At 69.6% G+C, this 21573-nt stretch carries 22 protein-coding genes; 7 read left to right on the forward strand and 15 right to left on the reverse strand.

Annotation, left to right across the window (positions count from 1 at the left end; genetic code table 11):
- Positions 1 to 46 precede the first annotated feature (46 nt).
- Both OX89_RS18825 and OX89_RS08150 read left to right on the forward strand, forming a co-directional pair.
- Positions 47 to 217: a hypothetical protein gene (locus OX89_RS18825; RefSeq protein WP_011803919.1), complete on the forward strand. Its 171-nt coding sequence runs from the start codon at positions 47 to 49 to the stop codon at positions 215 to 217.
- A 115-nt stretch (positions 218 to 332) separates the two neighbouring features.
- Positions 333 to 887 (forward strand): hypothetical protein, encoded by a 555-nt coding sequence (locus OX89_RS08150; RefSeq protein WP_234305532.1) that lies wholly within the window; start codon positions 333 to 335, stop codon positions 885 to 887.
- 69 nt (positions 888 to 956) lie between these two features.
- Here the strand turns inward: OX89_RS08150 and OX89_RS08155 are convergent, their stop codons facing one another.
- Positions 957 to 1628, reverse strand: coding sequence for a DNA-3-methyladenine glycosylase I (locus OX89_RS08155; RefSeq protein WP_047350250.1), 672 nt, complete (start codon positions 1626 to 1628; stop codon positions 957 to 959).
- A 74-nt stretch (positions 1629 to 1702) separates the two neighbouring features.
- Between OX89_RS08155 and OX89_RS08160 the strand changes: the two genes are divergently transcribed.
- Entirely contained in the window at positions 1703 to 2848 is a 1146-nt protein-coding gene (locus tag OX89_RS08160; RefSeq protein WP_047350291.1) for an aminopeptidase, read from the forward strand.
- 84 nt (positions 2849 to 2932) lie between these two features.
- On the opposite strand, the gene OX89_RS08165 is transcribed toward OX89_RS08160, so the two are convergent.
- The 4 genes from OX89_RS08165 to OX89_RS08180 all read right to left on the reverse strand — a co-directional run bounded on the left by OX89_RS08165 (position 2933) and on the right by OX89_RS08180 (position 6938).
- Positions 2933 to 3190 (reverse strand): acyl-CoA-binding protein, encoded by a 258-nt coding sequence (locus tag OX89_RS08165; RefSeq protein ID WP_011803915.1) that lies wholly within the window; start codon positions 3188 to 3190, stop codon positions 2933 to 2935.
- An 84-nt stretch (positions 3191 to 3274) separates the two neighbouring features.
- Entirely contained in the window at positions 3275 to 4375 is a 1101-nt protein-coding gene (locus OX89_RS08170) for a M14 family metallopeptidase (RefSeq protein ID WP_047350251.1), read from the reverse strand.
- A gap of 100 nt (positions 4376 to 4475) precedes the next feature.
- A complete protein-coding gene (locus OX89_RS08175; RefSeq protein ID WP_012655485.1) occupies positions 4476 to 5681 on the reverse strand; it encodes a M20 aminoacylase family protein in 1206 nt (401 codons plus the stop codon).
- Positions 5682 to 5789: 108 nt separating this feature from the next.
- Complete coding sequence (locus OX89_RS08180; RefSeq protein WP_011803912.1) at positions 5790 to 6938, reverse strand: ABC transporter substrate-binding protein; 1149 nt, start codon at positions 6936 to 6938, stop codon at positions 5790 to 5792.
- A gap of 121 nt (positions 6939 to 7059) precedes the next feature.
- On the opposite strand from OX89_RS08180, the gene OX89_RS08185 reads away from it, so the two are divergent.
- Positions 7060 to 9129, forward strand: a complete 2070-nt coding sequence (locus OX89_RS08185) for a molybdopterin-dependent oxidoreductase (RefSeq protein WP_047350252.1) — start codon at positions 7060 to 7062, stop codon at positions 9127 to 9129.
- Between the two features lie 60 nt (positions 9130 to 9189).
- Here the strand turns inward: OX89_RS08185 and OX89_RS08190 are convergent, their stop codons facing one another.
- Together OX89_RS08190 and OX89_RS08195 are read right to left on the reverse strand one after the other, a co-directional pair.
- On the reverse strand, positions 9190 to 11394 hold the full coding sequence (locus OX89_RS08190) for a glycosyltransferase family 41 protein (RefSeq protein WP_047350253.1): 2205 nt from the start codon (positions 11392 to 11394) through the stop codon (positions 9190 to 9192).
- 266 nt (positions 11395 to 11660) lie between these two features.
- Positions 11661 to 12650, reverse strand: a complete 990-nt coding sequence (locus OX89_RS08195; protein ID WP_047350254.1) for a fumarylacetoacetate hydrolase family protein — start codon at positions 12648 to 12650, stop codon at positions 11661 to 11663.
- Between the two features lie 115 nt (positions 12651 to 12765).
- On the opposite strand from OX89_RS08195, the gene OX89_RS08200 reads away from it, so the two are divergent.
- From OX89_RS08200 to OX89_RS08210, 3 genes are all read left to right on the forward strand, one after another.
- Positions 12766 to 13554 carry an IclR family transcriptional regulator gene (locus OX89_RS08200; protein WP_047350255.1) on the forward strand — a complete coding sequence of 263 codons (789 nt, stop codon included), beginning with the start codon at positions 12766 to 12768 and terminating at the stop codon, positions 13552 to 13554.
- Between the two features lie 4 nt (positions 13555 to 13558).
- On the forward strand, positions 13559 to 14791 hold the full coding sequence (locus OX89_RS08205) for a DUF3108 domain-containing protein (RefSeq protein ID WP_047350256.1): 1233 nt from the start codon (positions 13559 to 13561) through the stop codon (positions 14789 to 14791).
- Between the two features lie 176 nt (positions 14792 to 14967).
- Complete coding sequence (locus OX89_RS08210; protein ID WP_012655478.1) at positions 14968 to 15258, forward strand: DUF3567 domain-containing protein; 291 nt, start codon at positions 14968 to 14970, stop codon at positions 15256 to 15258.
- A gap of 234 nt (positions 15259 to 15492) precedes the next feature.
- Here OX89_RS08210 and OX89_RS08215 read toward each other — a convergent pair whose 3' ends face one another.
- From OX89_RS08215 to narJ, 8 genes are all read right to left on the reverse strand, one after another.
- Positions 15493 to 16038 carry a hemerythrin domain-containing protein gene (locus OX89_RS08215; protein WP_047350257.1) on the reverse strand — a complete coding sequence of 182 codons (546 nt, stop codon included), beginning with the start codon at positions 16036 to 16038 and terminating at the stop codon, positions 15493 to 15495.
- A 4-nt stretch (positions 16039 to 16042) separates the two neighbouring features.
- Positions 16043 to 16468, reverse strand: coding sequence for a hypothetical protein (locus OX89_RS08220; RefSeq protein ID WP_011803904.1), 426 nt, complete (start codon positions 16466 to 16468; stop codon positions 16043 to 16045).
- A complete protein-coding gene (locus tag OX89_RS08225; protein ID WP_047350258.1) occupies positions 16469 to 17131 on the reverse strand; it encodes a nitroreductase family protein in 663 nt (220 codons plus the stop codon).
- 5 nt (positions 17132 to 17136) lie between these two features.
- The gene (locus OX89_RS08230; RefSeq protein ID WP_047350259.1) at positions 17137 to 18471 is read right to left on the reverse strand and encodes an NnrS family protein; all 1335 of its coding nucleotides are present in this window, start codon (positions 18469 to 18471) and stop codon (positions 17137 to 17139) included.
- A gap of 36 nt (positions 18472 to 18507) precedes the next feature.
- Complete coding sequence (locus tag OX89_RS08235; protein ID WP_047350260.1) at positions 18508 to 19185, reverse strand: carbonic anhydrase; 678 nt, start codon at positions 19183 to 19185, stop codon at positions 18508 to 18510.
- A gap of 22 nt (positions 19186 to 19207) precedes the next feature.
- Positions 19208 to 20044 carry a peptidylprolyl isomerase gene (locus OX89_RS08240; protein ID WP_047350261.1) on the reverse strand — a complete coding sequence of 279 codons (837 nt, stop codon included), beginning with the start codon at positions 20042 to 20044 and terminating at the stop codon, positions 19208 to 19210.
- A 91-nt stretch (positions 20045 to 20135) separates the two neighbouring features.
- Positions 20136 to 20870, reverse strand: a complete 735-nt coding sequence (gene narI / locus OX89_RS08245; protein WP_047350262.1) for a respiratory nitrate reductase subunit gamma — start codon at positions 20868 to 20870, stop codon at positions 20136 to 20138.
- Positions 20867 to 21568, reverse strand: coding sequence for a nitrate reductase molybdenum cofactor assembly chaperone (gene narJ, locus OX89_RS08250; RefSeq protein ID WP_047350263.1), 702 nt, complete (start codon positions 21566 to 21568; stop codon positions 20867 to 20869). The genes narI and narJ overlap by 4 nt, the downstream gene beginning before the upstream one ends.
- Positions 21569 to 21573: the final 5 nt, after the last annotated feature.

A 21573-nucleotide genomic window follows, 5' to 3' on the forward strand; every position in this document is an offset into this window, starting at 1 on the left:
TATGGCCTAATAGGGAGTTTTCACCGTTTTCATTTCAGGAGCCATCATGGGCAACAAAATCGTCACCGAAGCCGACCGTAAGCGCACACCCCGTCCCACCCCCATGCCCGGCATGGCAGTGACCACGCACGGCCGCGGCCAGCGCGTGAGCCTGGAGCGCGGCGTGGCCACGCGCAGCAAGAAAAACCCCGGCAAGCGCGCCAACCAGGGCGGCTGATCGCCCCTTTTTGCCCGGCTTAGCCTGCAAGCCCTCTTCGGAGGGCTTTTTCATGGGCGGCACTGCACGCCGCCCGTGCCGCACCATCGCCGCATTCCCGCTACCGGAAGGCCCCATGCCCCAGACGCCCGCGCCACTGTCTCCCGAAGATGCCGCCGCGCTGTACCAGGCCCTGCGCGCCGAGGGCATGGCCGACGCCCTCACCACGCTGCACATCGGTGGCGCGCACACGCGGCTGCTGAGCGGCGCCGCAGACGCGCCCGCGCTGCTGCGCACGCTGGACATCGGCGCGCGGGTGACGGCCGCCACCTGCTTTGCCCACCAGCCGCCCACGGAGGCCGAGATGGAGCACGCGATCATGCTGGTGGAAGATGCGGTGATGCCGGTGCGCGCCCTGCTGGCGCCCGGCTCCACGCTCTACACAGCCGACGGCGGCATACGCCAGATCGCGCTGGCTGCGGGCCTGCCGGCGCAGCCGGAGTTGCACCTGCCGCTGGAAGCGGTGGAGCACACCTTCAACCGCCTGGCCGCCCTCAGCCTGGGGCGCCCCGCCACGCAGGACACCCTTGCGCAGGACAACGCCTTCGCGGCCACGCTGCTCATCCTGCGCGAGTGCCTGCACCATCTGGGGTTCGACCACATCGTGGTCCGGTCCGACGCGGTGGTCTAGGGCCTGTTCACACTATTTTCGCCAGTGCGAATAGCGTGAGCAGGCCTTAAGCCGGCTTTGGGGCGCGCATCAGCCCGCAGCGGGGGGTGTGAACGCGGCGCGCGCGGCCTCTGCCGCAGCGCGTGCGCCGCAGCCCTCCAGGTGGTCGTTGACCAGCCCCATGGCCTGCATGAAGGCATACATGGTGGTCGGACCCACGAAGCTGAACCCACGCTTCTTCATATCCTTGGACAGCGCCACCGACGCCGCCGAGGTGGTCATCGCACGCACCGCAGGCAGCGTCATGCGCTCGGGCCGCTGCTGCGCGGCCAGGGGCGCATAGCGCCACACATAGTGCGCCAGCGACCCGAACTCGCGGCGCAGCTCCAGCACGCGGCGCGCATTGTTGATGGCCGACTCGATCTTGCCGCGGTGGCGCACGATACCGGCGTTGCCCATCAGCTGGTCCACCTCGGCGGCGCCGAAGTCCGCCAGCGGCTCGGCCTCGAACTGCGCCAGCGCCGCGCGGAAGGCCTCGCGCTTGTTCAGGATGGTGATCCACGACAAGCCGGCCTGGAACCCCTCCAGGCAGAGCTTCTCGAACAGGCGGCGCTCGTCTGTCACCGGGAAGCCCCATTCGTGGTCGTGGTAGTGCCGGTACAGCGGGCTGGCGCGGCACCAGAAGCAGCGCGCATGGCCGCCCTCGTCGGTGAACAGGCCACTGGCTTCGTCTGGGGAGGGGGGTTCGGTGGTTTCGAGCATGGGGGCATTGTGGGGGTTGGGTCGCATGGCGCAAGAACGTCTTGCTATGCTTGGCCGCACCCGCCTCCGCCACCATGAGCACATCCACCCCATCGCCCCGGCGCCCGTGGCCGCTGCTGGCAGCCGCGCTGCTGCTGGGCGGCTGCGCCCAGTCGGGCGGCACGTTGGGCTACTACTGGCAGTCCCTGCGCGGGCACCTGGAGATCATGAACGCCGCGCGCCCGGTGCAGGAGTGGATCACCCACCCCGACACCTCCGCGCCGCTGCGCGAGCGGCTGCAGCTGGCCCAGCGCGCCCGGGCGTTCGCGGTGGACGAGCTGGCCCTGCCCGACAACGCCAGCTACCGCCGCTATGCGCGCCTGGACCGCACGGCTGCCGTGTGGAACGTGGTGGCGGCGGGCCCCTATTCGCTCACGCTGCACCGCTGGTGCTTTCCGATCACCGGCTGCATCGGCTACCGCGGCTACTTCGACGAGCCCGGCGCACGGGCCGAGGCCGCGCGCCTGGCGGCCACCGGACTGGAGGTCAGCGTGTACGGCGTACCCGCGTATTCCACGCTGGGCTACAGCAACTGGATGGGGGGCGACCCGCTGCTGTCCACCTTCATCGGCTGGCCCGAGGGCGACTTCGTGCGGCTGCTGCTGCACGAATTGGCGCACCAGGTGGCGTATGCCGAGGGCGATACCGCCTTCAACGAATCCTACGCCACGGCAGTGGAGCGGCTGGGCGTGCAGCGCTGGCTGCAGCAGCACGCCACCCCGGCCACCCGCGCCCAGTTCGCGGCCAGCGAGGAGCGCCGCGCGCAATGGCGCGCGCTGACCCAGGCAACGCGCCAGCGGCTGGCCGAGATTTATGCATCAAATGGGGCTGTAGCGCCCGACCATCAAGCGCTATCAGCTATTAAAAAAGAAGCAATGCAGGACTTCCGCGCGGCCTATGCAACGCTGCGCGCGCGCTGGCTGGCCGCACACGTCCCCGAGGCACAGCTGGCGACGCTGGACCGTTGGGTGCGCGATGCCAACAACGCCAGCTTCGCCGCGCAGGCGGCTTATGACGAAGGGGTGCCCGCGTTCATGGCGCTGTTCGAGCGCGAGGGGCGCGACTGGCGGCGCTTTCATGCAGCCGTGCGGGCGCTGGCCCAGGCGCCGCAGGCCGAGCGCACCGCCGCGCTGCAGGCGCTGGCGCCACAGCCGCCCCGGGTGGCCCACGGCGGAGGCTGACGCCGCGTTGCCCGCCCCCGCGTGCCTGCTGCGGCTTCGCGGCCTGGGGGACGGTTGGCCCGCACGCTGGCGGGCCCACAGCGCTCAGCCGCGCAGGGATTCGATCAAGTCGATGTACTGCTGCTTGGCCGCGTCGCCGGACGTTCCCTTGAGCTTTTCCCAGGCGTCCCACTTGGCGCGGCCCACGATGTCAGAGAAGCTCGGCTTCTTCTCGGCGTTGTCGCCGGCGGTGGCCTGCTTGTACAACGCATAGATCTTCAGCAGCGTCGGGTTGTCGGGGCGCTCGCTGAGGTTCTTGGAATTGGCCACGGCGGCCTCGAAGGTGGCGTTCAGATCGGACATGGAGTGTCTCCGGTTCAGGGTTGGTATCGCCGCACAGTGTAGTCAAAACACGAACGACCGTTCTTTTTTAAAGCCACGCAAGGGTCACGCCATGCACAGCCCATCCACGGACTGGAACAGCACCTGCCGCGCCTGGCTGATCACCTGGCCCTTCCAGGCGTCGGTGTCGGTGTAGAAGGCCTCGCGCATCTGGGCATGGACCCGCGCGGCCAGGGCGGGCGATGCCTCGGGATGCCGGTGCAGCCAATGGTCCGCCCGCAGCGCCTGCAGCACGGCGGGCGCGGGCTGCGTGCCGAACTCCAGCGTGAGGGCCGTGACCTCCGCCTGCGGGCACTCGTCATAGGCGCTGTGGCACATCAGCCCCGTGAGCGGCGCGGAGGTGGAGGAGCCGTCTTCGGTGGACGTGACCGGCGTGGCGCCACCCCCGTCCCACCAGCGGCGCGCACGCGCCAGGGCCTGCGCCTCGTCGCGCCCCGCATGGATGCGCTCGCCATGGCCGCTCGGCCCCAGGCCCGTGTGCAGGTCCACCCAGGCGATACGTTCGGCGCGCGCGCCCTCGCGGCGCAGCACGGCGCGCAACGTGCGGTTGCTCCAGGTGGGCGCCGCGCCGCCGAAGTACAGGCCGTCCGGGTGCTGGTACTGCCCGCGGGTGATCGCCGCCTGCAGCGCCTGCAAGCCGTGCGCATTCAGCAGACCGAGCAAGGCCTGCGTATCGGCCTCGCTGGGCGGCCATTCGGGCGGCAACAAAACGGGGTGCAGCGCACTGTAGGCGGGGTTGGCCGGCAACGGCTGGCTGAAGTCCACGAAGTTGCGATTCAGGTCCACGTTTTCGTGTGTCACGCGGCGCAGGTGGGCAAAGCCGTACGGGTTGAGCGCATGCAGGTAGAGCACGGCCACACGCTGCGCCCGTGCCTTGGCGCGCCACTCGCCATCCTGCAGCGCGAACACCTGCACGCCACTGCCGCACAAGCCCTCCACGCCGTGGCAGCCGCTGCTCACGATGAGCAGGCGGGGCGCGTCAAGCGGCCCCTCCCGCACCACGTCCAGCGCCAGCGTTTCGCCATTGGGGCCGCACAGCGGATGCACCTGCGGCTGCAGCGCCAGGCCGGCCACTGCCGCGGCGCCAACAAATTGGGCCCGCGCCTGTGCGTAACTTGCGGCGAACGCCTGCGGGATACCGATCATCGAAACCCCCTTCGGACATGTAAAAAAGGCCCCACCGCGCAACGGTGGAGCCTGGGCATGTCAGCCGTGTGAATGCCGCCTCACGGGGACCCGGAACCTCTCAGGCCGTGGGCTGTGCCAGCCATTGGCGCGCCAGTTCCACCCAATAGGTGCCGCCCAGCGGAATCAGCGCATCGTTGAAGTCGTAGCTGGGGTTGTGCAGCGTGCAGGGACCGCCGCCGTGGCCCATGGCGCGGTGGTCGCCGTCGCCGTTGGCGATGAACACATAGGCGCCCGGCTTGGCCTGCAGCATGAAGGAAAAATCCTCCGCGCCGCCGGTGGGCTCCTGCGCCAGCACCTTGTCTTCACCCACGATGCCCACCATCACCTGGCGCGCGAACTCGGCCTCGGCCGGCGAGTTGATGGTGGGGGGGTAATTGCGCACGAACTCGAATTCGCAGCGCGCTTCGAACGCGGCGCAGGTGTGCTCGGCCACCTGCCGCATGCGGCGCTCGATCATGTCCAGCAGCTCGGTGGAGAAGGTGCGCACCGTGCCCTGCAGCTCGCAGCTGTCGGGCACTACGTTGGTGGCCTCGCCGGCGTGGATCATCGTCACCGAGATCACGCCCGCCTCGATGGGCTTCTTGTTGCGGCTGATGATGTTCTGGAACGCCTGCACCATCTGGCAGGCCACGGGCACGGGGTCGATGCCCATGTGCGGCATGGCGCCGTGGCTGCCCTTGCCGCGGATGGTGATCTTGAACTCATTGCTTGACGCCATCACCGGGCCGGGGCTCACGGCAAAGCTGCCGGCCGGCATACCCGGCCAGTTGTGCATGCCGAACACCGCCTGCATGGGGAACCGCTCAAACAGGCCGTCCTTGATCATCTCGCGCGCGCCGCCGCCGCCCTCTTCCGCGGGCTGGAAGATCAAATACACGGTGCCGTCGAAGTCGCGGTGCTTGGAGAAATACTGCGCCGCCGCCAACAGCATGGCCGTGTGGCCGTCGTGGCCGCAGGCGTGCATCCGACCCTGGTGCTTGCTCGCATGGGCGAAGGTGTTGAACTCCTGCATGGGCAGGGCGTCGATGTCTGCGCGCAGGCCCACGGCGCGGCCGCAGGCACCGCCGTCACGGCCGTGCACGATGCCCACCACACCGGTGGTGCCCAGGCCGCGGTGGATGGGGATGCCCCATTCGGTGAGCTTGGCCGCGATCACGTCGGCCGTGCGCACCTCCTGAAAGCACAGTTCGGGATGGGCATGGATGTCGCGCCGCACCTCGGCGATGGCGGCCGCTTCGCGGGCGATGGAGTCGATGATGTTCATGGGGATCGGGCCTGTCGTCCTGGGAATGCCACAGTCTAGCCGTGCTCCCCGATCCGCGCCGAAGCGGGCCCGAAGCCCCTGCGGCCCGCCGATGGCGCCGGCGGGNGCTCAGGTGCGCACGCGGCCGTCGCCGGTCAGCATGGACATCTCCACGAAGCGTGAGCCCTCATGGTCGGACGGGCTGAAGTTGACCGTAAAGCCGCCCACCGAACCGCGCAGGGATTCCAGCCCCGCCACCAGGCTCTCGCGCGTGAGCTTGCCGCTGGCGTGCGCCTGCGCGTTGCGCAGCCCCTCGATGAAGACGCGCGCGGCCAGGTAGCCCTCCATGCTGGAGTAATTGGCCTGCACGTTGCCGCCCTTCTTGATGGCCTCTTGGAATTCACGCGTGATCTGGCGCGACTGTTGGTAGGGCGAAGGCACCACCTGCGACACCACCACGCCCGCGCCGTTGGCGCCCAGCGCATCCGCCAGCGCCTGCGTGCCCACGAAGGACACGTTGTAGAACTTGCCGCCGTATCCCGCCTTGCGCGCGGCCAGCACGAACGCCGCACTGGCGGCATAGGCACCGATCTGCACGATGGCCACGGGCTGCGCCGCCACCAGCGGCGCCACGGCAGCCGTCACGTTGGCGGAGTTGCGCGCCACCGTGCCGGTCGCCACGGGCGCCAGCTTGCGCGTGGCCAGTGCACGGGTCACGGCGTCCAGGCCAGCCTTGCCATAGGCGTCGTCCTGGTAGAAGACGCCGATGCGGTCCAGCCCCAGGTTGGTGAGCTGGCGCACGATGAGCTCGGCCTCGTCCGCGTAGGAGGCGCGCACGTGGAAGGCCAGGCGGTTGAATGGCTGGCGCAGGGATTCCGCGCCCGTGACGGGCGCGAAGAACGGCACCTTGGCCTGCGTGAACAGTGGTTGCGCGGCCAGGCTGGTGGGCGTGCCCACGTAGCCAAAGAGGGCCAGCACGTCCTCATTGATCAGGCGGCGCGTGTTCTCGGCGCAGCGGTCGGGCTCGTAGCCGTCGTCCAGCGAGCGCAGCTCGATGGTGCGCCGCCCGATGCCGCCCTGGGCGTTGACCTGGTCGAACGCCAGCTTGGCACCCGCCTGGAACTGCAGGCCCAATTGGCTGGCAGGCCCGGTCAGGGCCGCGGATTGGCCCAGCACAATGCGCGTGTCGCTCTGCGCGCGCGTCAGGGATGCGCCGGTCAGCAGGGCCGCGCCCATCCCTGCCGAGAATTGCCGGCGGCTCAACCGCGTTGAATGCATAGAAAACCCTCAGAGTAAACCATTATTGAAATAAATAAGGCACTGCGTTAAACGGAGTGCCCGGCGCGAAGTTTACCGAAGCCCGTTTCCCCCGGTCCATCCCTCACCAAAGTCCCCACACATGCTCCCGACTCCCGTCCCCGACGCTTCGGCCACCCACCAGGTGCGCGGCGCCTGCCCCCACGACTGCCCCGATACCTGCGCCCTGCTCACCACCGTGGAGAACGGCCGCGCCGTGCGCGTACAGGGCAACCCGGCGCATGCGCAGACCGGCGGCGTGCTGTGCGCCAAGGTGTCGAAGTACGCCGAGCGCACCCACCATGCCGAGCGCATCCTCACGCCCCTCAGGCGCTCGGGCCCCAAGGGCAGCGGGCAGTTCACGCCGGTGAGCTGGGACGAAGCGCTGGGGGACATCGCGGCGCGCCTTGCGCACATCGCCGCGCGCGCCCCCCAGGCCATCCAGCCTTACAGCTACGCGGGCACCATGGGACTGGTGCAGGGCGAGAGCATGGACCGGCGCTTCTTCCACCGCCTGGGCGCGTCGCTGCTGGCGCGCACCATCTGCGCCACGGCGGGCGGCGAAGGCCTGGTGCACACGCTGGGTGCCAAGGTGGGAATGAAGGTGGAGTTCTTCGCCGAGGCCCAGCTCATCCTGATCTGGGGCAGCAACTCCATCGGCAGCAACCTGCATTTCTGGCGCATCGCGCAGCAGGCCAAGCGGTACGGCGCGCGCCTGGTCTGCATCGACCCGCGCAAGAGCGAGACGGCCGAGAAATGCCATGAGCACCTGCAGCTGCGCCCGGGGACCGACGCCGCGCTGGCCCTGGCGCTGATGCACGAACTGATCGTGCACGACTGGCTGGACCATGACTACCTCGCCCGGCACACGCTGGGCTGGGAGCCACTGCGCGAGCGCGCCCTGCAGTGGCCGCCCGAGCGCGCGGCCGAGGTCTGCGGCCTGCCCGTGGAGCAGATCCGCCGGCTGGCGCACGACTACGGCACCACGCGGCCTGCCGCCATCCGCCTGAACTACGGCGTGCAGCGCGTGCATGGTGGCGGCAACACGGTGCGCGCCATTGCCTGCCTGCCCGCGCTCACGGGCGCGTGGCGCCAGCGCGCGGGCGGCGTGCTGCTGTCGAGCTCGGGCGCGTTTCCCGTGGACCGCGCGCGGCTGCAGCGCCCCGAGCTGCTGGCCGGCCGCGCGCCACGCACCATCAACATGGTGACCATAGGCGACGACCTGCTGCGCGAATCCTCACCCGCCTTCGGCCCGAAGATCGAGGCCCTGGTGGTCTACAACAGCAACCCCGTGGCCGTGGCGCCCGACTCGCCCAAGGTGGTGCGGGGCTTCGCACGCGAAGACCTGTTCACCGTGGTGCTGGAACATTTCCAGACCGACACGGCCGACTACGCCGACTACATCCTGCCCGCCACCACGCAGCTCGAACACTGGGACGTGCACCTGGCCTACGGCCACACGGACGTGCTGCTCAACCGCCCGGCCATTGCCCCCCAGGGCCAGGCGCGCAGCAACGCACAGATCTTCCGCGACCTGGCGGCGCGCATGGGGTTCGCCGATCCCTGCTTCGCCGACACGGACGAGCAGCTGTGCCGCCAGGCCTATGGCGAGGCCGTGGACTTCCCACGGCTGCTCGCCGACGGCTTCGCCCCGCTGCCCGTGCCCGACGCCCCGTTTGCCGAAGGAGGCTTTCCCACCCCCTCGGGCCGCTGCGAGTTCTACAGCGAGCGCCTTGCCCGGCAGGGCCTGGACCCGCTGCCCGGCCACGTGCCCAACCACGAGGCGGCGGGCAGCTCGGCCGCCTACCCGCTGGCCATGATCTCGCCGCCGGCGCGCAACTTCCTCAACTCCACCTTCGTGAGCCTGCAAAGCCTGCGCGACATCGAGGGCCGCCCGCTGCTGGAGCTGCACCCCGACGACGCCGCCGCACGCGGCATCGCCGACGGCGCCCTGGTGCGCGTGTTCAACGACCGCGGCAGCTACGAATGCCACGCCACGCTCAACGGGCGCGCGCGCCCCGGCGTGGTCAACGGCCTGGGGATCTGGTGGCGCAAGCTGGGGCACGGCGGCACCAACGTCAACGAGATCACGAGCCAGGCCCTGACGGACATGGGCGCGGGGCCGACGTTCTACGACTGCGCAGTACAGGTGGAGGCGCTGGCTACGTCTTGACTATAAAAAAAAGCAATCAGCGCTTACGTATAAAGCGCTGAGCGCTCCTTTTCACTTCCATCAAACCTTGAACGCCTCGGGTGGCAAGCCTTGCACGGCGCGTGCATGCATGACCACGTACGCGGCTTCGAGATCGCGCGCGAAGCGCCGGGCATCGAACAATGGCGACGCAGGTGCCTGCGCATGCAACCTGCTGCGCAGGGCATCCAGCTGTCCCGCGTCGCGCGCCAGCGCAATGGCGCGCGCCTCGTACGCCCCCTGGGTCTCGGTCACGAGCTCGGGCAGCCCCACGGCATGCAGCAGGCTGGCGGCCACGCGGCTGGCAAAAGACTGGCCCGCGCAGGTCAGCACGGGCAGGCCCGCCCACAACGCATCGCTGGCGGTGGTGTGCGCGTTGCACGGCAGCGTATCGAGGAACAGATCGGCCAGGCGATGCCGCGCCAGGTGCTCGTCCAGCGGCATGCGCTGCGCGAACACCAGCCGCTGCGGCGCAATGCCCCGGGCCTGGGCTTCGCGCAGCAGATTGCGCGACACGGCAGGGTTGTCTTCGAGCAGCCACAGCACGCTGTCCTTGACCGCGTGCAGGATGCGCCCCCAGCCGTCGAGCATCTGCGGCAGGATCTTGTAGTTGTTGTTGAAGCAGCAAAAGACGAAGCCCGTGGCAGGCAGGCCCAATGCCTCGCGGGTGAAGGCACGATCGGCGATGCGGCGTTTCGAGTCATTGACCTGGTAGCTGTGGGGCAGGTAGACCACCTTCTCGCTGAAATGGCACCGCGCCTGCGGGGGCAGAACCACCTTGTCGGCGATAGCGTAGTCGATATAGTCCGCCCCGGTGGTGCCGGGGTAGCCCAGGTAGCTTACCTGCACCGGCGCGCAGCGATAGGAAAAAATGCCGAAGCGCGTGTCCTGGGTGAAGCCTTTGAGATCGACTGCGATGTCGATGCCCAGCTCGCGCGAAAGACGGGCGACCGCTTCGTCGCTGCGGTCGCGCACGTCGAGGAAATGGTCGAAGGCCTGGCGCACGCGCGCGTGCATGGCGTCCTGCGAATCCGGGCCGAAGGAGAAGGCGAACCACTCGAAGCGCTCGCGGTCGTGCAACTCGAACAGCTCCGCCATCAGTATGGCCGTGGCATGGTGGTGGAAGTCCGCTGAGTAATAGCCCACGCGTATCCTGCCGCCGTCCGCACGCGGCGCGACCGGGCCCAGCAACGGGTTTTCCGGGTAGTCCGCCGCCACGAAATTGCGCGCGGCCTGCAACTGCAGCGCCGGGTCATCGCACAGCACCGCGACGGAGAACGGTGAAACGCCTGGTTGCCGCTGCGCCACTGCCTGCCCGAGGCGGTCGATGCCGGCGCCGATGTTGTGCCAGTCGCAGACGGCGGTCTTGGCACCCAGGATGTCGGTCAGCAAGCCCGGCTGCCCGGGGTTGCAACGCCAGGCCCGCTGGAATTCCTGCAGTGCCTCTTCATGGCGCTTGGAATCCCTGAGCAGCGTCCCCATGAGCTGCCGCGACTGCGCCTGGTCGGGGTTGAGCCGGATGGCCTGGTCGAGGTCTGTGAATGCCTGCGCATGTTCCTTGCGCTGCAGGCGCGCATTGCCGCGGTTGACGAGCGCATCGGCATACTGCGGCTGCAGCGCCAAGGCCTGGTCGAAGCTGGCGATGGCCTCCAGCAGGTGCCGGGACTTCAGCAGCGCATTGCCCCGGTTGTTATGCGCCTGCGCCAGTCGCGGCTCCAGCGCAAGCACCCGATCCATGCAGGCGACGGCCTCGCCATACGCCTTGCGGCGCAGGTGCAGGCAACCCAGGTTGAACTGGGCCTGCACGTGGCCGGGCTCGATGCGCAGCACCTGCCGGTAGCTGTCCATTGCCTCCTGCTCCCGGCCCATGCCTTCGAGCACGGTAGCTCGGTTGTAGTGCGCCAGCGCCAGCCCGGGCGCCAGGGCGATCGCACGCTCGAAAGCAGCCAGCGCCTCGGCCTTGTGCCCCAGGCGCAGCAAAGCATTGCCGCGATTGAAATGCGGATCCAGATAATCGACCTGCAGCGCGATGGCACGGTCGTAGGCCTTGATGGCGTCCGCGACCCGATTGGCCTGCAGCCATGTGTTGCCTTGCGTATTGCACGCTTGTGCGTCGTCAGGCAATGCAGGTTCTGGCGGCTGCATGGTGGGCACGCGAAACGATACGCCAGCGGAAGGGAAACCGGGTGCCGGCACCGCGGGGCTCTGGAAACGGATGCTGAAGTTCGGCTTTTTCGAGTCTGTCACGGTGCTCGGATGCTCTGGGTCAGAGAAAGGGCCTCCCACGCGAACGGCATGGATACCGGGAATTCGCGCCGATGCGTAAGCGGCGGAGGCCGCAGTCTAGCGCCGTTCCGCCCCCAGAGCCGCCATGAGGGATGCCCCGGTTCACATCCGGCGCCATCTTGCGCAACCTGCCAGCCCCGTCGCGCCGTGCAGCGCGATCAGCTCATGGTTGAGTGTACGTAGCCAGTCCAGCGGCACTCCCGCGCCGACCACGCCATTCTTTTGCCTCAACCCTCGCGTAGCGGCACGATCTGCTGGTCGATGGCGCCGAACAGGCTCTGCCCGTCCCGGCCCTTCATCTCGATGCGAATGGTGTCGCCGTACTGCATGAACTCCGTGCTGGGCTGCCCGTCCTGGATGGTCTCGATGCAGCGCTTCTCCGCGATGCAGCTGTAGCCCCGGGTCCAGTCCTTGTTGCTCACCGTGCCGCTGCCCACGATGGAGCCGGCGCGCACGTTGCGCGTTTTGGCGATGTGGGCGATGAGCTGGCCGAAGTGGAAGGTCATCTCGGGCCCCGCGTCGCACATGCCGACCTTGCGGCCGTTCCAGGTCGATTGCAGCGTGAGGTGCACGCGCCCGCCCTCCCAGGCGTCGCCCAGCTCGTCCAGCGTCACCGCCACGGGGCTGAAGGCCGTCGCCGGCTTGGACTGGAAGAAGCCGAAGCCCTTGGCCAGCTCGGCCGGGATCAGGTTGCGCAGGGACCAGTCGTTGGCCAGCATCACCAGGCGTATGCCGTCGAGCGCCTGCTCGGGACTGGCGCCCATCCTCACGTCGCCCGTGACGACGGCGATCTCGGCCTCGAAGTCGATGCCCATGGCCTCGGACGGCACGGCCACGTCGTCGCAGGGGCCCAGGAAGTCGTCGCTGCCGCCCTGGTACATGAGCGGATCGGTGTAGAAGCTGGCGGGCACCTCGGCATTGCGCGCCTTGCGCACCAGCTCCACGTGGTTGATGTAGGCCGAGCCGTCCGCCCACTGGTAGGCGCGCGGCAGCGGCGCCATGCACTGCTGCGGATCGAAGGGGAACGGATGGCGCGCGCGGCCGGCATTGAGCTGGTCGTACAGGTCCTGCAACTGGGGCGCCATGAAGTTCCAGTCGTCCAGCACCTGCTGCAGGCGGCTGGCAATGCCGGTCGCATAATGGGCCGTGCCCAGATCGCGCGACACCACGACAAGCTGGCCGTCGCGCGATCCGTCTTTGTAGGTAGCAAGTTTCATGGGCCTGGGTCTCCGGGTGAATGCATCGCCTGCGCCGCGCGAGCCCTCTCGCCTGGCACAAATTACGATCCAGTAAATTGATTTAACTAAACAAAACTCCAAAATTCTAGTGCAGATGGACAAGGAACGCGTCGGCATTCAGTCGGTGGAGGTCGGGTTCGCGCTGCTGGACGCGCTGTCGCGCGCCCGCGGGCCGCTGATGCTCAAGGACCTGGCGCAGGAGGCCGGCATGAGCGCGGCCAAGGCCCACCGCTACCTGGTGAGCTTTCAGCGCCTGGGCCTGGTGGTGCAGGACGCCCGCAACGCCCGTTACGACCTCGGCCCTGCGGCACTCAAGTTAGGGCTTGCTTCGCTGGCACGCCTCGATGCCATGCGGCTGGCGCGCGAGCGCATGGCGCCACTCATGGATGCGCTGGGCCACACGCTGGCGCTGGCCGTCTGGGGCAACCATGGACCGACCATCGTGCACTGGGAGGAGGCACCACGCGCGCTCACGGCCAACCTGCGCCTGGGCGACGTGATGCCGCTGCTCAGCTCCGCCACGGGCCGCTGCTTTGCGGCCTACCTGCCACGCGAGAAAACGGCCGCGCTGCTGGCCGAGGAACTCGCGCTCGCCACCCGCCAGGGCCGCGCCGACCTGCCGCAAGACGAGGCCGGCGTGCAGGCACTGCTGCACGAGGTGCGCGAGCGCCGCTGCGCGCGGGTGCTGGACACGCTGCTGCCGGGCATCCACGCTTTCTGCGCACCCGTGTTCGACGCCGGCGGCCACCTGGCCCTGGCCATCACCACCCTGGGCCCCGCCGCCACATTCGACGCCGCCTGGGGCGGCGCGATAGAGGCCCCGCTGCGCGCCGCGGCCGAGCAGCTCTCGCGCGACCTGGGTCACGCCGCCACACCCGGCTGAACGCATGCCGCGCCGCGCCCTGCTGCTGCTGACCGCCGTGGTACTGGCCCTGCACTGGCTGGTGCTGGTCGGGTTGCCGCGGGGCGGCACGGACCAGGGCGCGCCGCAGCGGCTGGCCTTCCATACGCGGATGGTGGAGCCCCCGCCTCCGCCGCCTCCGCCGCCGCCTCCCCCGGAACCCCAGGCCGCACCAGTGCCGCCGCCGGCCCCCAAGCCGCGCCCCCGTCCCGTGCGCAAGCCACCGCCGCCGCCCGTGGAGGCACCGCCTCCCACGCAGCACCCTGAGCCCGCACCAGCCACGGAGGCGCCCGCGCAAGCCGCACCCTCTCCCGCGGAGCCCCCTGCCGAGGTGCCGGCCGATTCCTCCACCCCACCCCCCGAAGTGCCGGCGGACGCCGCGGCGCCCCAGGCACCCTCCTCCCCCCTCTCCCCGGCCAGCGATCCGGCCATGCCCGCAATGGCCGAAGCCTCCAGCGCGTCCGCGCCAGCCGCCGCATCGCAGCCGGCGCAGGAAGCGCCCGCGTTGACCGCGGGCGTGGAAATCCTGCCCCCCGGCGCCGCGGGTGCCGTGGCCGGCACCGAACCGCCCCCGGTACGCCTGCCGCCCTCGGCGCGGCTGGCGTTCGACGTGACGGGCGAGGTGAAGAAGTTCCACTACAACGCCAGCGCCGAACTGCTGTGGCGCCAGGACGGTACGCAGTACGAGGCGCGCCAGCAGATCAAGGCCTTCCTGCTGGGAGCGCGCTCGCAAAGCAGCGTGGGCCAAATCACGCCGCAAGGACTGCGCCCCACGCGGTTCGGCGACAAGTCGCGCAGCGAGCGCGCAGCGCATTTCGACTTCGAGCGCGGCGAGGTGATCTTCAGCGCCAACGCCCCGCGCGCGGCCATCGGCAGCGGCGCCCAGGACCGGCTGAGCGTGTTCATCCAGCTGGGCGCCCTGCTGGCCGCCGCACCCGAACGCTACCCCCCTGGCACCCGGATCACGCTGACCACCGTGGGTGCGCGCAGCGCCGAGCGCTGGACCTTCACCGTGGAAGGGCCGCAAACGCTGGAGCTGCCCGCCGGCAGCACGCCCGCGCTCAAGCTGCAGCGCCTGCCCCGCCCCGACCAGCGCTACGACCAGAAGGCCGAACTCTGGCTGGGCACGGACATGGGCTATCTGCCAGTGCGCATCCGCCTCACACAGGCCAACGGCGACTTCGCCGACCTGTCCCTGAGCCATCACGACACGCCCTGATGCCGGCATTTGCCGCGCGCTGCCGGCGCATCCCGGCGTGGGACAAGGCCGCGACCGCGCACGAAGGCCGCCACGGCCCCTTTTCCGTGGAATACTGGTCACAGCGGCGGGGCGCGGGGGCTTGAACTCTGCCGATCCGCTGCAATCTGACAGGCATACCGATAGGGGGACACGCCATGAATATGCTCTACGACTCCGACTCCTTTGTGGTGGTCCACATGCTGGCAGACGCAACCCCCGACAGCGCCAGCGAAGCCGCCACGCCCGCCGTTCCACAACTGGTGCGCCACGGCTTCGAGATCGTGGACAAGCGCTCCGGCAAGGAGGTGTACCTGGATGGCTCCTGGGCCGAAATGTTCCAGCAGCAGATCCTGGCCTGGCAGCGCAACACGCCCACCCAGGAAGAGGTGGAGGACACGCTGGATGGCTATGTCGGGCTCGCGCAGAACCCGGTGATCGTGCACTGACGCGGCACCAGAGTTTCGGGGGCCAGGCCCCCGTTGCGGTCCGCCCCCGGCGGGTCGCCCCCGGCGGGTCGCCGCCCCGTGAGGGGCACAGCGCGCCGTGGCCTAGGCCACGGCGCCTTCTTTTTGGAGGCCGCGCGCTGACGAACAGCGGCGCGCAGCCGCCCGTCCGATCCAGATGAAAAATGGCTCTAGCGCTTATCCATCAAGCGGTAGCAGCTCATATTTTAATAGCGATCAACGCACGCCGCGGCGACGCGCCATCTCCTGCCCCATGGACTGCTGTGCGGGGTCGTCCAGCAGCGCGCGCGCGGCGGGATAGATGCGGTCGTCTTCATGGCGCAGGTGATCGTCGTAGCACTGCGCAAACCGGTCCAAGGCCGTCTCGTGCTGCGGCGTGAACGCCTGCACGGCCCCGTCGGCCAGCGCCTGCAACCCCACGCGCGCGGCAGCCCAGCGTTCGGCCATCAGCACATGGTCCCGCTGCAGCTGGCGCACCAGGTCCTTCAGCGCGGCGTCGCCACCGGCCAGCAGGGGCGGGAAGACGTGGAGTTCCTCGTCCTCGTGGTGCAGCGGGGCGGCGATGTCGAAATAGCGCAGCACGTCGCGCGCCGCCTGGCGGGCGGAGTCATCGCAGGCGTGCGCCTTGAGGTAGTCGCGCAGGCGCTGCAGCAGGTCCAGCGAGCGGCGTACGCGGTCATGGCAGGCGCCCAGCATCTCGAACGGCTCGTCAAAGCCCGCGCCTGGCGTGTGCAGACCGGGCAGGGACACACGGCTGGCCATGGCGTCAGCCCAGCCGCACGGGCTGGCCGTCGCGGTTGAAGGGCAGATAGGCGCTGAAAGCGCCCGTTTTCACGGCCTCCACCATGCGGCGCAGCACCTTGTCGGCGTCGTCGTCGGACGGCGCCTGCGCCGCCGTGCCCGACAGCGCCGCGGTGAACACCAGGCGCCAGGGCTGGCCCGGCTGCTCGAACTGCTGCGACTCGCGCACCAGCGCGTCGAACGACTCCAACTCCTCGGGCAGCTTGTCCACGCACATCAGCGGCACCAGCACCCCGCCCTCGCCCTGCGCGAAGCGCTCGCGCTGCTCCGGCGTGGCCTCGTCGGGCAGCTCTGTACCGGCAAACACGAACAGCAGGCGCTGGCGCTCGCGGTGGCTGCGCGCGGCGCGCAGCAGGTCGTCAAAGCTGTTGATCTCGGTTTTCACTTGCATTCATTCCCCTTGTTGCGGCCAAGGCTGCACGCCCCGGCCGGGCACCAGCGTGCCCACATACTGCGCCGGCACGGGCCGCGCGCGCACGGGCTTGCGCGACACGACCGTTCCCACGCTCACGAAACACAGCGCGCGCTCGCCTTCGCCCAGCGCGAACAGCCCGCGCAGCGCCTGCGACTGCAGCGCCTTACCGCTGGTGAGCGCGGAGCCAAAACCCAGCGCGGTCGCCATGAGCAGCAGGTTCTGCACCGCGCAACCCGCGGACACCAGCCGCTCACTGGGTGCGATCTCGGGATCACCCCCGCATTCGTCCACCACCACCAGCAGCAGCACGGGCGCGCGCAGGGCCTTCTCGCGCGCCTGCTCCTGCTGCTCGGGCGTGGCCTGCGCGTCGCGCTCGCGCAGCGCATCGGCAAACGCCTGGCCCAGCGCCGCGCGGGCCGCGTCGGGCACCAAGACAAAACGCCAGGGCAGCAGACAGCCATGGTCCGGCGCATGCGCGGCCGCGGCCAATATGGCCTGCAGCTGCGCGGCGTCCGGCCCCGGCGCGCCCAGCCGCTTGGGCAGGATGGTCTGGCGCGCCTGCAGCAGCGCGGCGGCCAGTTCCGCCGTGGCGGATGCATTGTTCAAGGCCTGTGGAGGCACCGGTCTCTCCTGTTCCATGGCATTCACCCCGGCCGACCATCGGCGCGCAGCCGGCCATACCAGCCGATGAGGCGCAGGCCCCACACCGCCATGATGCCAGCCCACAGCAGGGCCGCGACGGCCAACAGCACGGGCGACCAGGGCCATGGCGCGCTCGCCGCCAGCCGCACCACGGTCGCCAGTTGCAGCACCCAGAACAGCGTCCAGACCAGGCGGTCCGCCACCAGCGCGCGGCCGCCATGGCCGCAGGACACGCGCGTGACCATGGCGAGCATGAGCGAGCCCAGGCACCCCATGGTGAGCGCATGCAGCGCGCCCAGTTCCCCGGCAGCGCTGCCGTAGAGACCCTGCGCCCCGTGCGCCAGGCCATGGCCCACGAAGGCCAGCCCCAGCCAGATGAAGCCGATGTGCAGCATGGCCAGCAGGCGCTGCGCCAAGCTCTGCAGCAGGCCCCAGCGGTAGGCCAGCCACAGCAGCACGGCCCCCGCCGACAACTCCAGCGCGCCACGCACCAGCAGCCCGCCCGTGTCGAGCGCGGGCGCCCAGCCAAGCCACGGCAGCCAGACGGCGAGCGCCTCGGCCACCACCGCGGCAAGCATCAGCCACAGAACCCAGAAAGGGCGCCATGCCTGCACCATGGGCAGCACGGCCGAGGTGAAGAAAGGAATCATGCGGTGGGCCACCACCACGAAGACCGCGGCCACGAACCCCCACAGCCCGGTCAGCACCCAGGCACGCGCCAGGTCGCCACGGCCGCCGGCCAGGCTCAGCCCCAGCGCCGCGATGCACACGCAGCCCACCAGGCAGGCCGCGGCAATGGCGCGCGCATGCAAACGGTCCTGCAGCGTGCTGCGCTGGACCAGGCGGATGAAAAGCACCGTCATCCACGCCAACCCGAGGAACGCGGCAGCGCAGCCGGCGAGCGCAACCAATAGCCCCCAGGAACCGCCGGCGAGCCACACCAGCCAGCCGCCGGCCTGCAGCAGCAGGGGCGGCATGACGCGGGAGACCGGCCAGGGCTCGACATGCAGCCACTTGGGTCCCGCGGTGAAAAGAAAGCCGGCGAAAAACAGCGGCATGAAGCCAAACGTCATCACCGCCGCGTGCACCAGCGACGGCGCCACACCGTATGGCAATGCCAGCGCCCCGCTCACGCGGTCGATCTGCACCAGAGCCCACCACAGGCCCGAGGCCATGAGCAGCAGCATCGCCAGGAAGAACCCCAGCCGGTGCGGCGCCAGCATGAGGTAGCGCGGCCGCCAGCGCCGGTCCAGCCGCGCCAGCGCCTCGGCCGAGGGCCGGCCCGGCGCGGCGGGCTCACTGCGCAGGGGCACGGTGCGGCGCCGCACTTCAGTCATGGGCGTGGGCCTCGCCCAGTGTGGCCAGCGTGCACCTCAATCCACCAGCACTTGCCCATCATGTTCCACATATGGCGCATACGGGCCCGTGCCGCTGCTCTTGGCCTTGGACGCCGCCACGAAGCCGCCGGTGGCCACGTCGAACACGTGGACCTCGCCCTCCTCGATCACGTAGTGCCAGCCGTGCAGCGTGATGCTGCCGTCCTCGACGCGGCGGCGCACCATGGGGTAGTCCATCAGGCGTTCGAGCTGCAGCACCACGGCGCGCTGCTCGGTGCGGCGCAGTGCCTCGGGGCTGGGCTGCACCGGCAGCACGGCCTCGCGCCCCAGATCCAGCCAGCGCTCGAGGTTCTTGGCCTCGGGCGCGACATCGCCATACAGCGCCTTGATGGCCCCGCAGTGGCTGTGGCCGCAGACCACGATGCGGCTGACGTGCAGGTTGAGCACGGCGAATTCGATGGCCGCGGCCGTGCCGTGGTGGCCGTGGGAACCGTCATAGGGCGGCACAAAGGCACCGACGTTGCGCACCAGGAACAGCTCGCCCGGCCCGGCGCCCGTCAGCAGATAGGGCACCAGACGCGAGTCCGAGCAGCCGATGAACAGGGTGGTCGGGTGTTGCCCCTCGTCCACGAGCGTCTGGAACTGCTCGCGGTATTGGGGGAAGGCATCCAGATGGAAGCGGCGCAGCCGTTGCAGCAGCTCGTCGTCAGGCATGGGCGTCTCCCCTGCCCTGGCGCTACTGCACCAGCGGCGTGTCGGCCGCGTCGAGCTGCACGCCCTCGACTTCGGCGTCACCGGCCAGCAGCTGCAGGTACTGGCGCAATGCGTTGACCCAGGCCTGCTGGCGCAGCATGAGCGCCACGCTGGCGCGCACCTGCTCGAAGGGCAGCTCCTGGCCCGGCTGGCGCTCGCACACCTCGACCACGTGCAGGCCGAAGCGGCTGTGCACCAGGCGCGAGAGCACACCCACTTCCTGCGTGCCGAACACCTCGCGCGCGAACTCGGGCGCGCAGTCCTCGGCCGACAGCCAGCCCAGATCGCCGCCCTCCTGCCCGCTGGGGCAGTTGGACCACTGTCCCGCCGCGGCGGCAAAGCGCGCGCCGTCATCGTCAGCGCAACGCAGGTCCAGCAACACGCCTTCGGCGCGCTGGCGCAGCAGCTTCACATCCACCCCCGGGGTGACCGCGAACAGCACGTGGCGCATCCGCACGCGCTCACCCTGCCCGCCCAGCGTCGGGTGGGCGGCGTGGTAGCGGCGGCAGGCTTCGTCGGACGGCTCGGGCACTTGCAGGGCCTGGTCGAGCAGGCGCTCGATGGCCTGCGATGCCTCGGCGCTGGTGGCGCCGTCCAGGCCCGGCGCGTCGTCTTGCGACAACAGCCCCTCGCGCTGCGCCTGCTGGCGCAGCAGCTCGGTGCAGGCGCGCTGGCGCAGTGCATCGGGCGGCAGGATCTCGCCGTCGGCGTGCAAAGGCACGCCATTGATGCGGGCCACCGGGGCGGCGTCTTCCTGTGGGAGGTTGTCGGTGCTGCCGGCGCAGCCGCAGCCGCCCGATCCGCAGGTGGTGTAGCTCATGGGGTTCTCCTGGAGGCTGGGAGGCCGAAAGCCGATTTCAAGCGAAATTGACCTCCAGCCCGCTACCAGCAAGCGCTGGTAGCTATTTACTTCATAGCGCGTTGCGATTGCCCGGCTGGTTGTGGCCTGCGGGCAGGTTCATGCGGCGGTCGCGCACCAATTGGTACGGGCGCGTGATGTAGGCCAGTGTGCCAAACCCGCTCCACACGTGCACCAGGCGGGTGAACGGGAAGATCAGGAACACGGTCATGCCCAGGAACATGTGCGCCTTGAATACCCAACCGGCATTGGCCAACAGTTCCACGGCGCCGCCGCGGAAGGTGACGATGCGTTGCGCCCATTCGGCCAGCAGCATCATCATGGAGCCGTCCAGGTGCTGCGCCGACAGCGGGATGGTCGCCAGGCCCAGCGCCAGCTGCACCCAGAAGATCCACAGCAGCGCGATGTCGCTGGTCTTGCTGGTGGCGCGGATGCGCGCGTCCGTCAGGCGCCGGTGCAGCAGCAGCGTCACGCCGATGAAGGCGAGCAGGCCGGCGGCGCCGCCCGAGACCATGGCCAGCAGTTGCTTGTTGCCGGCGCTGATGAAGGGCTCGTAGAGCGCGTGCGGCGTGAGCATGCCCACGAAGTGGCCGAAGAACAGGAACAGCACGCCGATGTGGAACAGGTTGCTGGCCCAGCGCAGGCTGCCGGTGCGCAGCAGCTGCGAGGAGTCGCTCTTCCAGGTGTACTGGTCGCGGTCGAAGCGCACCCAGCTGCCGATGAAGAACACGGCCAGGCAGATGTAGGGGTACAGGCCGAACAGGAAATGGTCGATCCAGGCGGTCATGACGAGACTCCTTGGGAAGAGGAATTGCCGCGCGCATTGCGCACGAAATGCAGGGGTTGGGGCTGGTCGGGGCGGTTCTGGCCCTTGGTGGCGCAGCCGTCGAAAGCCTCGGGCTCGGCCCAGGCTTCGTCCAGCTCGGGCTCGGGCGCGATGGCCACGGCCTGCACGCGCTGGCCCGCGACTTCGAGCACCGCGGCGATCACGCAGGCGTAGGGGTTGCCCTTGGTGCTCAGCGCGGTGAACAGCGCATTGAGGATGTGCGCCATCTCGCCGAGGAATTCGCGCGCCACGGCCGGCGGCTGGGTGGAGGCGAACTCCAGCACCACCGCCAGATGGTCGGGCAGTTCCTGCGCATCGAACTGCAGGCCCGCCTTCTCGTAGGTCTGCATCAGGTCGATGAGCGCGGGGCCGCGCTCGCGCGAGTCGCCGTGCACGTGCTCAAACAGGTGCAGCGAGGTCTGGCGGCCGCGGTCGAAGGTGTCGACGTAGCGCGCCTCGGCCTCGTAGGGCTCCATGGCACACAGTTGGCGGCACAGGGCTTCGATCTCCTGCATGCGCGCCTCGGGCAGGGCGCGCTCCAGCCGCAACGCGTCCAGCAGTGCCGGCGCGTTCGCACGCAGCGCGGCATCGGGATAGCCCAGCAGGTGCGCCAGCGCACGCAGCGTCAGGCGCAGGGATTCAGGCGTTTTCTGGAACATGGCAA

The organism is Diaphorobacter sp. J5-51, assembly GCF_001023515.1.
GTDB lineage: Bacteria > Pseudomonadota > Gammaproteobacteria > Burkholderiales > Burkholderiaceae_C > Diaphorobacter > Diaphorobacter nitroreducens.